This is a genomic window from Oricola indica, from assembly GCF_965227485.1.
GTDB classification, from domain to species: domain Bacteria; phylum Pseudomonadota; class Alphaproteobacteria; order Rhizobiales; family Rhizobiaceae; genus Oricola; species Oricola indica.
The window spans coordinates 3,557,275-3,570,490 of the sequence record NZ_OZ245747.1; the positions used below are offsets into that span (position 1 = coordinate 3,557,275).

Below are 13,216 nucleotides of genomic sequence, written 5' to 3' on the forward strand. Positions count from 1 at the left end.
CGATGGCAGCGTTTCAGCCACGGGCGCTCCTTTCGTGTCGGGAGGTAACTCCGAAAATGTAGCGTTGTCTACTGAAACGATGTTGACAGAAACTTTTTTGTTGTAATGAATTATACGCATGGAAGCCCACGCACACAGAGCCGCCATCCTCGCGCCGTCAGAGGAACCTGCCGCCGAGGTCATCAACCCGGATGGCGGCGCGCCAATCGTGCTCGTTTGCGAACATGCCAGCGCCTACATGCCCGAGAGCACCGCAGGTCTCGGTCTGCGCTCGGAAGACCGGCTGTCGCACGCGGCCTGGGACATCGGTGCGCTCGCGGTCGCATCACGCCTTTCCGCCCTGCTCGACGCCCCACTGGTCGCCTCGCGCGTTTCGCGCCTTGTCTATGACTGCAACCGGCCGCCGGAAGCGCCCGATTCCATCCCCGCGAAAAGCGAACTGATCGAGGCGCCCGCCAACGCCAACCTCACGATCGCCGAGCGGCAGGCGCGTATCGCGGAAGTCTACGAGCCCTTCAGGGCGCTTCTCACGGAAACCATTGTCGGTCGCGGACCAGCGCTGCCCGCGCTCATCACGGTCCACAGTTTCACACCGAGCTTCTTCGGCGTCGAACGCAAGGTGGAACTCGGCCTGCTGCACGACACCGACGACCGGCTGGCGACCGCCATGCTGGCCGCCGCACCGGAATTCACGTCCCTGAAGGCGGCTCTCAACGAGCCCTACGGTCCGAAGGACGGCGTTACCCACACCTTGAAAGAACATGCGCTGGAGGCCGGGCTTCTCAACGTGATGATCGAAATTCGCAACGATTTCGTCGCTGATGACGCAGGTGCCGAGCAGGTAGCCTCGTCGCTCGCCAGAATGATTGAACGCGGGCTGGAGGCATGTGAGCATCCGGTGCATTCAGCAGTCGGAAAGAGGCAGTCGGGATGAGTTCGCTTGCCCGCAGTTACGTGCGCATCGTGGATGCGATCAACCGCCGGCTCGGGCGGATCATGATGTACGGCATCTTCGTCATGATCGCGATCCTGCTGTGGTCATCGATCTCGAAGACCTTCTTTCTCCCTTCGCTCTGGACGCTTGAAACCGCGCAGTTCGCGATGGTCGCCTACTATATCCTCGGCGGCCCCTACTCCATCCAGTTGGGATCCAACGTGCGCATGGACCTTTTCTATGGCGGATGGTCCGACAAGACGAAGGCGTGGTTCGACTGCTTCACCGTGCTGTTTCTGATCTTCTTTCTGGTCGTCCTGCTTCTCGGCGGCATCGAGAGCACGGAATACTCGCTGAAATACGGTGAGCGCAGCCCGACCGCCTGGCGGCCCTATCTCTGGCCGATCAAGATTGCGATGTGCGTCGGCTTCGTTCTGATGATCCTGCAAAGCGTTTCCGAACTCATCAAGGACATTTTTCGCATCCGCGGAGAGGCCATCTGATGTCCTATGAGATGATCGCCATCACGATGTTCTCCGCGATGATGCTGATGCTGCTGACCGGGCAGCGCGTCTTCGGCGCGATCGGCTTCGTCGCAGCGGCGGCAGCCATCCTGCTGTGGGGCACGGGCGGCTTCAACATACCCTTCTCCGCAGCCATGAAGCTGATGAAATGGTATCCGCTTCTGACGCTGCCGATGTTCATCTTCATGGGCTACGTGCTGTCGGAATCGAAGATCGCCGACGACCTCTACAAGATGTTCCACGTCTGGATGGGCCCGATAAATGGCGGGCTCGCCATCGGCACGATCCTGCTGATGGTGCTGATCTCGGCGATGAACGGACTGTCGGTCGCCGGCATGGCGATCGGCGCGACCATCGCCCTGCCCGAACTGCTCAAGCGCCGCTACGACAAGCTGATGGTGACCGGCGTGATCCAGGCCGGATCGTCGCTTGGAATCCTCGTGCCGCCATCCGTGGTGCTCGTGCTTTACGCGATGATCGCCCGCCAGCCGGTCGGGCAGTTGTGGCTTGCCGGGATCATTCCGGGCCTGCTGATGGCCGGGCTTTTCGTGCTCTACATCGCGATCCGCTGCCGCATCAATCCCGAACTCGGCCCGGCTCTGTCGAAGGAAGAGCGCGACGTGCCGATGGCGGAGAAGCTGAGGCTCCTGCGCGCCGGCATCCTGCCGCTGGTGATCTTCGCGACGATGATGGTGCCATTCGTCAACGGGTGGACCTCGCTCGTGGAAAGTTCGGCCATCGGCGCGGTGACGGCATTCCTGGCTGCGGTCGTGAAGGGCCGGATGACGAAGGAAGTCTTCGAGACCTCCGTGCGGCAGACGCTGGCGATCTCGTGCATGTTCATGTGGATCATTCTCGCCGCGCTCGGTTTCGGTGCGGTCTTCGACGGGCTCGGCGCGGTCAAGGCGATCGAGAGCTTCTTCACCGAACAGCTCGGGCTGTCTCCCTGGGCGATCCTCATCCTGATGCAGCTCAGCTTCATCCTGATGGGAACGTTCCTCGACGACACCGCCATGCTGGTGATCGTCGCGCCACTTTATATCCCGCTGGTGCGGGCGCTCGGCTTCGATCTGATCTGGTACGGCGTGCTCTACACGATAACCACGCAGATCGCCTACATGACACCGCCATTCGGCTACAACCTGTTCCTCATGCGCGCCATGGCGCCGCCGGAAATCGGTCTGCGCGACATCTATCGCTCGATCGTGCCCTTCGTCTTCGTGATGGTCTTCGCGCTGGCGATCGTGATGGCGTTTCCGCAGATCGCGCTTTGGCTGCCGGAACAGGTTTACGGGAGATAAGGAGACCCCGGTCCACGGGGCGAGTGCATGAACTCAGCAACCACCCAGGAGGTGACCATGACCACGAGACGCAGTTTCATCAAGAATGCCGGTATCGGCGCAGCCGGCGTTGCGGCCGGCAGCACCCTCGCCGCACCCGCGATCGCCCAGTCCAAAATCACGTGGCGGCTTCAGACCTATGCAGGTCCGGCGCTGGCCGAGCATGTCATCAAGCCGGCCGTCGACAGCTTCAACAAGATCGCCGGCGACGAGATGGAGATCGAACTCTTCACCGCCGACCAGTTGGTCCCGACCGGCGAACTGTTCCGCGCTATGCAGAACGGGACCATTGACGCCGTTCAGTCCGACGACGACTCGATGGCCTCGCCGACGGAAGTCACCGTCTTCGGCGGCTACTTCCCCTTCGGCTGCCGCTATTCGCTGGACGTGCCGGTTCTGTTCAACCAGTACGGCTTGAAGGAAATCTGGGACGAGGAATACGCGAAGGTCGGCGTCAAGCACATCTCCGCCGGCTCGTGGGATCCGTGCCACTTCGCGACCAAGGATCCGATCAACAGCCTCGAGGACCTGAAGGGCAAGCGCGTCTTCACCTTCCCGACCGCCGGGCGCTTCCTCGCACAGTTCGGCGTCGTGCCCGTGACACTTCCGTGGGAAGACATCGAGGTCGCAGTGCAGACCGGCGAGCTTGACGGCATCGCATGGTCGGGCATCACCGAGGATTACACGGTTGGCTGGGCCGACGTGACAAACTACTTCCTCACCAACAACATCTCGGGCGCCTGGATCGGCCATTTCTTCGCCAATATGGATCGCTGGAACGAAGTGCCGGACCACCTCAAGGAACTGCTGATGGTGACGTTCGAAAGCTCGCACTACTACCGTCAGCACTGGTACTGGGGCGGCGAGGCAAATCTTCGCGTCAACGGCGACAAGATGCAGCTGACGACGATCCCGGATGCCGAATGGCAAACGGTCGAAGACGCTGCCGTGAAGTTCTGGGACGAGATCGCGGCCGAGTCCGAAACCAAGGCGAAGGTCGTCGAGATCTTCCGCAAGTACAACTCCGACATGGCCAAGGCGGGACGTCCGTACCGCTACACCTGATCGGCATAAAACATCCAAGAGGCGGGGCGCATGTGCGCCCCGTCCTTCCGTTTGAAGAGGTTCCCCGAAATGCCCGGTAACATGACTTTCGACACGCTGAAGAAACTTGTCGGCGACGGCAGCATAGACACGGTGCTCGTCTGCATCGTCGACATGCAAGGCCGGCTCATGGGCAAGCGTTTTCACGCGCAAAATTTCGTCGAAACGTCCTACGAGGAAACCCATTGCTGCAACTACCTGCTGGCGACGGACCTCGAAATGGCGACGCCGGACGGATACGCCTCGACGAGCTGGCGCTCCGGCTATGGCGATTATGTCATGAAGCCGGATCTCGATACGCTGCGTCCGGTGCCGTGGCTGCCCGGCACGGCCATGGTGCTGTGCGACGTGCTCGATCATCACACGCACGAACCGGTTCCGCACTCCCCGCGAGCCGTGCTGAAGCGGCAACTCGCCCGCCTCGAAGCCATGGGCTTTGATGCCATGATGGCGACCGAGCTCGAGTTCTTCCTTTTCGATAAGAGCTTCGACGACATCCGCAAGGACGGCTTCCGGGAGCTCCATCCGATCAGTGGCTACAACGAGGACTATCATATCCTCCAGACCACCAAGGAAGAGGCGATCATGCGGCCGATCCGCAATCATCTCTATGCCGCCGGCATTCCCGTCGAGAACTCCAAGGGCGAAGCTGAATCCGGACAGGAAGAGCTGAATATTCGCTACGCCGCGGCGCTCGATTGCGCCGATCATCATACGATCGCGAAACATGCGGTGAAGGAAATCGCCTGGCAGCAGGGCCACGCGGCGACGTTTCTTCCGAAATGGCACCAAGACCGCGTCGGCTCGTCCTCACATGTCCATCAGTCTTTGTGGAAGGACGGAAAGCCCGCCTTTTACGAGAAGGAGTCCGAACTCGGCATGTCGGAACTCATGCGCAATTACATGGCGGGACTGATCGCCTATGCGCCGGATTACACCTTCTTCCTGGCGCCCTATGTGAACAGCTACAAGCGCTTCATGAAGGGCACCTTCGCCCCCACCAAGACCGTCTGGTCGGTCGACAACCGCACCGCCGGCTTTCGGCTCTGCGGAGACGGCACGAAAGGCATTCGCGTCGAATGCAGGATCGGCGGCTCCGACATCAATCCCTACCTGGCGCTCGCGGCCATGCTGGCAGCCGGCATCAAGGGAATCGAGGAAAAGATGGACCTCGCACCGCCCACCAGCGGCGATGTCTATGAAGACAAGAAGGCAGGTGAAATCCCCTCCACGCTGCGCGCAGCCACGGAAACCCTGCGCAATTCCGCATTTCTCCGCGAGGCGATGGGCGACGACGTGGTGGACCACTACACAAGAGCTGCCGAATGGGAGCAGGAAGAGTTTGACCGCGTCGTGACCGACTGGGAAATCGCCCGCGGCTTTGAAAGGGCATAACATCATGACTGTATTGAAATGTATCTCGCCGATCGACGGCGCGGTTTTTGCCGAGCGTCCGGTGGTTTCGCTGACGGATGCCGAGGCAATGCTCGCCCGTGGCCGCGCCGCGCAGAAGGAATGGGCGAAACGGCCGCTGGCGGAACGCATCGCGCTTGTTCAGGCTGGGGTCGAAACACTCGGCGCAATGGGTGACGAAGTCGTCACCGAACTGGCGCACATGATGGGCCGCCCCGTGCGATATGGCGGCGAGTTCGGCGGCGTGAAGGAACGCGCCGACTACATGGCCGGGATCGCCGAGAACGCGCTTGCCCCGATCGTCACCGAGGACAGTCCCGGTTTCGAGCGCCGCATCGAACGCGAACCGCACGGGATCGTGTTCGTCATCGCGCCGTGGAACTATCCCTATATGACGGCGATCAACACTGTCGCCCCTGCCCTGATCGCGGGCAACGCGGTCGTTCTCAAGCACTCGACACAGACCCTGCTTGTCGGCGAGCGCATGGTGCGCGCCTTCGTCGAGGCCGGTGTTCCGGAAGACGTGTTCCAGAACATCTTCCTCGACCACCAGACAAGCGAAACGCTGATCTCGGCGGGCAGCTTCGATTTCATCAACTTCACAGGCTCGGTCGGCGGCGGACGCGCCATCGAACGCGCCGCGGCGGGCACCTTCACACCGATCGGGCTTGAGCTCGGCGGCAAGGATCCGGGCTACGTCATGGACGATGCCGATCTCGACTGGGCTGTCGACACGCTGATGGACGCGGCGCTCTTCAATTCCGGCCAGTGCTGCTGCGGCATCGAGCGCATCTATGTCGCCGGGCCCCTGTTCGACGAATTCGTCGAGAAGGCAACGGCTTGGGCGTCGAAACTGAAGCTCGGCAACCCGCTCGATACGGAGACGACCATCGGGCCGATGGCCAATGTCCGCTTCGCCTCGACCGTGCGCGCGCAGATCGAGGACGCGCTGTCGAAAGGCGCGAAAGGGCTTGTCGATCCGGCACTGTTCTCGGCCGATGACGGTGGCGCCTATCTCGCGCCGCAGATTCTCGTCGACGTCAATCACGACATGGAAGTCATGCGCGAAGAAAGCTTCGGTCCCGTCGTCGGCATCATGCCGGTCAAGGATGACGAGGAAGCGCTTCGGCTGATGAACGACTGCAAATACGGCCTGACGGCCTCGCTCTGGACGAATGACGCGGACCGCGCTGCGCGGATCGGGAGAAAGATCGAGACCGGCACGGTCTTCATGAACAGGGCCGACTATCTGGACCCCTCGCTGTGCTGGACAGGCTGCAAGGAAACGGGGCGCGGCGGCGCGCTGTCCGTCATCGGCTTCCACAACCTGACCCGGCCGAAATCATACCATCTCAGGAAAACGAAATGAGCCTCAAAGCCAACTGGTCCTATCCCACCGCAATCCGTTTCGGCGCAGGCCGCATCGCCGAGATCGGCGAAGCCTGCGCTGCGGCAAATATCAAGAAACCGCTGCTGGTCACCGACCGGGGCCTCGCCTCGATGGAGATCACCCTTCGCACGCTGAAACTGATGGACGATGCTGGCCTCGGTTCGGCGATCTTCGCGGACGTCGATCCGAATCCCACGGAAAAGAACCTCGAAGCCGGCGTGAAGGTGTTCCGCGACGGCGGGCATGACGGTGTCATCGCGTTCGGCGGCGGGTCCGGCCTCGATCTCGGCAAGATGGTCGCCTTCATGGCGGGCCAGACCCGGCCGATCTGGGATTTCGAGGATGTAGGCGACTGGTGGACCCGCGCCGACGCGGACGCCATCGTGCCGAATATCGCCGTGCCGACAACGGCCGGCACGGGATCGGAAGTCGGTCGCGCCAGCGTGATCACCAACTCTGAAACCCATGTAAAGAAGATCATCTTCCATCCGAAGGTGCTTCCCTCGGTGGTGATCGCCGACCCGGAACTGACGGTCGGCATGCCGGCCAAAATCACGGCGGGCACCGGCATGGACGCCTTTGCGCATTGCCTCGAAGCCTATTGCTCGCCGCATTTCCACCCGATGAGCCAAGGCATTGCCTTGGAAGGCCTGCGCCTTGTGAAGGAATACCTCCCACGCGCCTATGCCGACGGGACCGATATCGAAGCGCGCGGCCAGATGATGGCGGCTGCATCCATGGGTGCGGTGGCGTTCCAGAAGGGACTGGGCGCGATCCACGCGATCTCGCATCCGATCGGCGCCGTCTACAACACCCACCACGGCACGACCAATGCGGTGGTGATGGCCGCTGTGCTCGATCTCAACCGGCCGGAAATCGAGGAACGCATCGAGCGCGCCGCCGCCTATCTCGGCATCGAGGGAGGCTTCGACGGCTTCCGGGCTTTCGTGGTTGCGCTGAACGACTCGCTCGGCATTCCGAAAAAACTGTCGGATATGGGTGTCGACACGTCCCGGCTCGATGAGCTGGTGCCCATGGCGCTGGATGATCCGTCCTGCGGCGGCAATCCGGTGACGCTGAACGCGGAGAATGTGCGCGCTCTGTTCGAGGCGACCATCTGACGACAGCCCGTCCGGATGGAATAGCCAGCGTCAATGTGCTGTAACGAAGGCGGGGTCCAGTGGCCCCGCCTTTCGTTTTCGGGGACCGACGTGACCGACAACCTCCAGACACCGCCGACCGCTTTCGAACACGAAACGGCGGCGACGCACATGGTGCGCGGGATCCCGATCGCCACGATGAAAACACCCGTGGACAGCGTCATTGCTTCGCTGCGCGGACGGAAATTCGACTGTGCCGACACGATTTTCGTCACCGATGACGACGGCCGCCTGGAAGGCATCGTGCGGGTCAACGACCTGTTTCTGGAGACGGACTGCCTGATCGGCCAGATCATGGAGGAGGAACACGAGGCCGTTCGTCCCGACGACGATCAGGAGGCGATCGCAGTTCTCGCCATGGAACTCAACATGATCGCTGTACCCGTCGTCGACGAGGAAGGCCGGCTGATCGGGGCAGTGCCGCCGGAATCACTGTTGAAAATCCTGCGCGCCGAGCACATGGAGGACCTGCAGCGCCTCGCGGGCATCACGCCGCATGAGCGCGGCTCCGATGTCGGTTTCGACGCGCCTCTCGGCAACCGTATCCGCCGACGCCTTCCGTGGCTGCTGTTCGGCCTTCTCGCGTCGTCGCTGATCACGATCGTCATGGCGGGTTTCGAGCATTCGTTGGCCGCCAATGTCTCTGTGGCCTTCTTCGTGCCGGCCATCGTCTATATCGCGGGGGCCATCGGCACGCAGGCGGTCTCCGTCGCTGTGCGCGGCCTGCTGGACGAGGATATCCCCATTTTCAAACTGTTGCGCGGCGAGCTCGTCGTGGGCACCGGGATCGGCGCGGTGCTCGGCATCATCGCCGCCATTCTGGTGCTGGCGAGTTTCGGCGATCCCCTGCTCGCCGCGGCTGTCGGGCTGGCTGTCCTCGGCGGCGGTATCGTCTCGGCCGTTGTCGGGTTCGGGCTGCCGTGGGCCTTCACGCGTTTCGGTTCCGATCCGGCGCTCGGCTCGGGACCGATCTGCACGATCATCCAGGACGTCTCCAGCCTGCTGATCTACTTCTTCTTCGTCACGATCCTGCTTTAAATTTCGACCCGCACCGTGATCCCGAAGTCCTCGACCATGGGCAAGGTCGCGGGGCGAGCCTAACCGCTTACCGCGATATCTCCCGGCACCCAGTCGACGCAGACCGGCAAATCCCGGTCGAGCGGCAGATGGACATGGGCGCCACTGCGCGCGGCGTGGTAAATCGCCGCGACGAGCTCTATGGAGCGCGCACCGTCCTCGGCGGTTACCACCGGGGCCGGCCTGCCTTCCAGACTGTCGGCGATAGCGGCGAACTGGCCGACATATCCGGACGGCATTCGCGCGATTTCCGCCTCCATCTCGCCCAGCGCCGCATCGATCGACGGTTGCTCTTCCGGATTTCTTGCGGTGAACGTCCAGTCATCCTCGCCGGGCGCGTAAGGATTGCGGCCGCTCTCCGCGCTCAGCCCGTCGAAGACGAGGCGCAGGCGCGACCGGTCGTCCGCGCCACCCAGGGTGATCGAAGACGTTACCAGCCCGCCCGACATGGTGCGCATCGAGATGGCGGCGCAATCTTCCGTCTCGATCGCGTTGACCCGGGTGTCGAGAATGGCCGTGACCTCGGTGACGGGGCCAAAAAACGCGGTGACGAGATCGTGGATGTGGATGGCGTGGCCGAGCACGGCACCGCCGCGTTCGCTTGCCCATTTGCCACGCCAGGGCACCGCGTAGTAGTCCGCGCCTCTGTTCCAGTGCGTTTCCAATGTCGCGACAAGGGGTTTCCCGGCAAGCCCCCTCTCCTGCAGCGCAGCAAGCTGGTAGAGACCCCGGCCGTACCGGTACTGGAAGATCGGCGCGAACATACGCCCGGCATCGCGCGCCGCTTCAAGCATTCGGTCGGCCTCCGCGACGCTTCCCGCCACCGGCTTTTCGCAGATGACGTGCTTTCCGGCAGCGAAAGCCTTGAGCGCGACCGGTCCGTGCAGGTGCGGCGGGAGACAGATATCGATGATGTCTATTGCCGGATCCTCGATCACGGCATCCGCATCGGAGACGGCCGCGCAATCCGGGGCTTTTGCCGCCAGAGCACCCGCCTTTTCCGCGTCGAGATCGCAAATCGCGGCCACGCGGTAGCGGTCCGGCAGGCCGAGATAGCCGTCGAGGTGCTTTGCGCCGATTCCGGCGCCGAGGATCGCGACATTCAGCATCATGCGCCCTTCAGATTGCCGAGCCGGACGGCCTGTGCCTGCGCCTTCAGCGCCAGCTCCATGACCTTGAAGCAATGCGCCTGGCTCATCGCCGTTTCGGTGCGGTCGCGAATGTCGTTTGCGAGGTCGCGGAAATAGGTCAGCGGCGCGGCGGACCCGTCGATATGCTCGTAGCGCTCGCCATTGACCAGGAACACGTGGTCCGTGCCCGGACGTCCCGCGATATCGACATATTTGCGTAGTTCGATGGTGCCTTTGGTCCCGAGGATCGTCAGGCGCCCGTCACCCCAGGTCGGCAGTGCATCGGGCGTATACCAGTCGACACGGATATAGCCTTGTCCCTTGTCGCTGCGCAGAAGAATCTCGCCGAAATCCTCGAGCCCCGGATCGCCCCGATTGGCGAAATTGCCGACGCTCGACGCCACGATTTCCGCATCGTCGGACCCGGTGAAGAACAGGAACTGGTCGATCTGGTGGGAAGCGATGTCGCACAGCACGCCGCCATACTGATCGCACTCGAAGAACCAGTCCGGCCGGGTCGGCCGGTTGAGCCGGTGCGGCCCGAGACCGACCGTCTGAACGACGTCGCCGATGAGGCCTTCGCGTACGAGTTCCGCCGCCTTGCCGACCGCCGGCACCTCGAAACGCTCGGAAAAATCGATGGACCAGACGCGCCCCGTCTCGGCCACGACTTTCCTGATCTCGTCGAGTTGTTCGAGCGTCGTGCATCCCGGCTTGTCGGTCATCACGTCCTTGCCGGCGCGCATCGCCTCGATCGCGCGCCCGGCACGGCGCGCCGGGATATCCGCTATCAGAACGAGATCGATTTCCGGATCGTCGATCAGTTCACGTCTGTCGGCGACACGCGGAATGTCGGGGAAACGCTTGACGAACCCTTCGACGGGTTGCGGCTCACCCTCCGTCCACCAGCCCGTGCAGGTACAGCCGAGGTCGAGCATGCCGGCCAATTGGCCGAAGATGTGGCGGTGATCGATCCCGATCACGGCGAGTTTCAGGTCACTCATGGGACACCTTCAGGAGGTTGATATTTCGATTTCGACCGCCCGGCGCTCGCGCGACGAGAGCACAAGCGCATCGATCAGGCGGTGGACATGCAAGGCTTCGCGGCCAGGGACGCCGGGTTCGCGGTTTTCCCGGACAGCATCCGCGAAATCGGCGATCAGGTCCTGGTGCCATCCGTGGGGGAAGGCCATCGGATCGGCTCCGCCGCCCGTGCCGCCGGTTTCTCCGAACTGGTCGACACGGCCATCGCGCCAGTTGACCGTCAGCACGCCCGATTGCAGATGCGCGCTCGCCTTGTCGCAGTCGAGCGTGATCGATTCCGCGTCGCCGGGATAGGCCGCGGTCGTCGCCATGACCGATCCCGGAAACCCGCCGGCAAACCGCATGCCGCCGGCGACGAAATCCTCCGATTCCATTTCGTGGAACCTCGTGGTCGCCGATACGGCCTGCACCTCCGCCACGGGGCCTGTGAGGCTCAGCATCAGGTCCAGCGTGTGGATCGCCTGGCTGATCAGCACACCGCCACCGTCACGCTCGTAGGTGCCCCTGCCCGGCTCGTCGTAATAGGATTGCTCGCGCCACCACGGCACACTGGCGCGCACCAGGCCGATATCGCCGAGCGCGCCTTCGTCGATCAGGCTCCTGAGCTTCAGCGACGCTTCACGGAAACGATGCTGGAAGACGATGCCAAGCCTGACACCGTTTGCCTCGCATATCCGCACGATCTCCTCGGCAGCCTCTGTGGTTCGCTCGACGGGCTTTTCCATCAGGATGTGCTTGCCGGCTCCCGCAAAGATACGAACCAGGTCCAGCCGCTGGTTCGGTGGCGTGATCAGGATCACCGCATCGATATCGGGATCGCCCGCGATCGCCTCGATGCTATCGGCCGGGGGAAAGCCAAACTCCGCAGCGAAAGCCTCGCGCTTCTGCTCGTTGCGCGAAAACACGCCGCGCACATCGATACGATCCGACAGATCGCATAGGGCACGGGCATGCGGCGTCGCCGCCATGCCCGTTCCGATGACGCCGAAACCAAGCCTGTCTGCGCTCATGCCTTAAATCCGTTGACGATCACACGGCCATCGGCCGCGAAGAGGTGCATCGAGGAGCGATCGAGACGCAGATGCACTGTTTCGCCCCGGTGGACCGGCAACTGGCCGACCTGGTGCACGGTCAGCTGCGGAAGCCCGTCGGCCGTGCAGTAGACATAGGTTTCGCCGCCAAGCTGCTCGGTCAGATCGACCGAAGCGGTGATGTCTCCTTCGCCCTCGCCCACAATCGCCATATGCTCGGGCCGTGCTCCGAAAGTGACCTTCTGCCCCGGCGCGATTCCTTCCTGCGCCGGTATGGCGATGCGTTGCCCGCCAACCTGAAGTGACAGACCTCCATCGTCGCCGACGACTTCCGCCTCGATGAGGTTCATGCGCGGCGAGCCGATGAAGCCGGCGACGAAGGTGTTGACGGGCGCGTTGTAGAGATCGAGCGGCGCACCGATCTGTTCGACCCGCCCCGCATTGAGCACGACGATCTTGTTGGCGAGCGTCATCGCCTCGATCTGATCGTGCGTGACATAGATCATCGTGCCGCCGAGCTTGGCATGCAGGGCCGCGAGTTCCTTGCGCATGGCGACGCGCAATTCGGCATCGAGATTGGACAGCGGCTCATCGAACAGGAAGGCCTTCGGATCGCGCACGATCGCACGCCCGATCGCGACGCGTTGGCGCTGACCGCCGGAAAGCGCCTTGGGGCGACGGTTGAGATAGGGTGTGATCTGCAGCATCGCGGCGGCATCATTGACGCGGCTCTCGATCTCGGAACGCCGCATGCGCGAGTTTTCCAGTCCGAAGGCCATGTTCTTGTAGACCGACATGTGCGGGTAAAGCGCATAGGACTGGAAGACCATCGCGAGACCGCGTTCGGAGGCCGGGATTGCGTTGACCACGTCGCCGTCGATGACGACATCGCCACCCGATACCTTTTCCAGACCGGCAATGATGCGAAGAAGCGTGGACTTGCCGCAGCCGGACGGACCGACGAAGACGACGAATTCACCGCTTTCCACATGCAGATCGATGCCATGTATGACCTCGACCTGACCATAGGACTTCAAGACGTTGTTGAGGCGGATTTCGGTCAAACGAT

Annotated in this window: 12 protein-coding genes; 8 read left to right on the forward strand and 4 right to left on the reverse strand. The window is 62.7% G+C overall.

The features are described from left to right. The first annotated feature begins 118 nt into the window (after nt 1-118). The 8 genes from ACQK2M_RS17875 to ACQK2M_RS17910 all read left to right on the forward strand — a co-directional run bounded on the left by ACQK2M_RS17875 (nt 119) and on the right by ACQK2M_RS17910 (nt 8,903). Nucleotides 119-934, forward strand: a complete 816-nt coding sequence (locus tag ACQK2M_RS17875) for an N-formylglutamate amidohydrolase (RefSeq protein WP_425418898.1) — start codon at nt 119-121, stop codon at nt 932-934. Next, nucleotides 931-1,437 carry a TRAP transporter small permease subunit gene (locus tag ACQK2M_RS17880; RefSeq protein WP_425418899.1) on the forward strand — a complete coding sequence of 169 codons (507 nt, stop codon included), beginning with the start codon at nt 931-933 and terminating at the stop codon, nt 1,435-1,437. The genes ACQK2M_RS17875 and ACQK2M_RS17880 overlap by 4 nt, the downstream gene beginning before the upstream one ends. Beyond that, on the forward strand, nt 1,437-2,759 hold the full coding sequence (locus tag ACQK2M_RS17885; RefSeq protein WP_223476998.1) for a TRAP transporter large permease: 1,323 nt from the start codon (nt 1,437-1,439) through the stop codon (nt 2,757-2,759). Before ACQK2M_RS17880 ends, ACQK2M_RS17885 begins: the two co-directional genes overlap by 1 nt. A gap of 57 nt (nt 2,760-2,816) precedes the next feature. After that, entirely contained in the window at nt 2,817-3,863 is a 1,047-nt protein-coding gene (locus ACQK2M_RS17890) for a TRAP transporter substrate-binding protein (RefSeq protein WP_223476999.1), read from the forward strand. Between the two features lie 69 nt (nt 3,864-3,932). Continuing rightward, nucleotides 3,933-5,297, forward strand: a complete 1,365-nt coding sequence (locus ACQK2M_RS17895; RefSeq protein WP_425418900.1) for a glutamine synthetase family protein — start codon at nt 3,933-3,935, stop codon at nt 5,295-5,297. 4 nt (nt 5,298-5,301) lie between these two features. After that, on the forward strand, nt 5,302-6,684 hold the full coding sequence (locus ACQK2M_RS17900; RefSeq protein WP_425418901.1) for an aldehyde dehydrogenase family protein: 1,383 nt from the start codon (nt 5,302-5,304) through the stop codon (nt 6,682-6,684). Then, nucleotides 6,681-7,826, forward strand: coding sequence for an iron-containing alcohol dehydrogenase (locus tag ACQK2M_RS17905; RefSeq protein WP_425418902.1), 1,146 nt, complete (start codon nt 6,681-6,683; stop codon nt 7,824-7,826). The genes ACQK2M_RS17900 and ACQK2M_RS17905 overlap by 4 nt, the downstream gene beginning before the upstream one ends. A gap of 90 nt (nt 7,827-7,916) precedes the next feature. Beyond that, nucleotides 7,917-8,903, forward strand: a complete 987-nt coding sequence (locus ACQK2M_RS17910) for a magnesium transporter (protein WP_425418903.1) — start codon at nt 7,917-7,919, stop codon at nt 8,901-8,903. A gap of 59 nt (nt 8,904-8,962) precedes the next feature. Here the strand turns inward: ACQK2M_RS17910 and ACQK2M_RS17915 are convergent, their stop codons facing one another. The 4 genes from ACQK2M_RS17915 to ACQK2M_RS17930 are packed head-to-tail and all read right to left on the reverse strand — an operon-like array spanning nt 8,963 to nt 13,211. Continuing rightward, on the reverse strand, nt 8,963-10,054 hold the full coding sequence (locus ACQK2M_RS17915; protein WP_425418904.1) for a Gfo/Idh/MocA family protein: 1,092 nt from the start codon (nt 10,052-10,054) through the stop codon (nt 8,963-8,965). Further along, entirely contained in the window at nt 10,051-11,076 is a 1,026-nt protein-coding gene (locus ACQK2M_RS17920; protein WP_425418905.1) for a Gfo/Idh/MocA family protein, read from the reverse strand. Before ACQK2M_RS17920 ends, ACQK2M_RS17915 begins: the two co-directional genes overlap by 4 nt. A 9-nt stretch (nt 11,077-11,085) precedes the next feature. Further along, a complete protein-coding gene (locus ACQK2M_RS17925; protein WP_425418906.1) occupies nt 11,086-12,126 on the reverse strand; it encodes a Gfo/Idh/MocA family protein in 1,041 nt (346 codons plus the stop codon). Next, nucleotides 12,123-13,211 (reverse strand): ABC transporter ATP-binding protein, encoded by a 1,089-nt coding sequence (locus ACQK2M_RS17930; RefSeq protein WP_425418907.1) that lies wholly within the window; start codon nt 13,209-13,211, stop codon nt 12,123-12,125. Before ACQK2M_RS17930 ends, ACQK2M_RS17925 begins: the two co-directional genes overlap by 4 nt. Nucleotides 13,212-13,216: the final 5 nt, after the last annotated feature.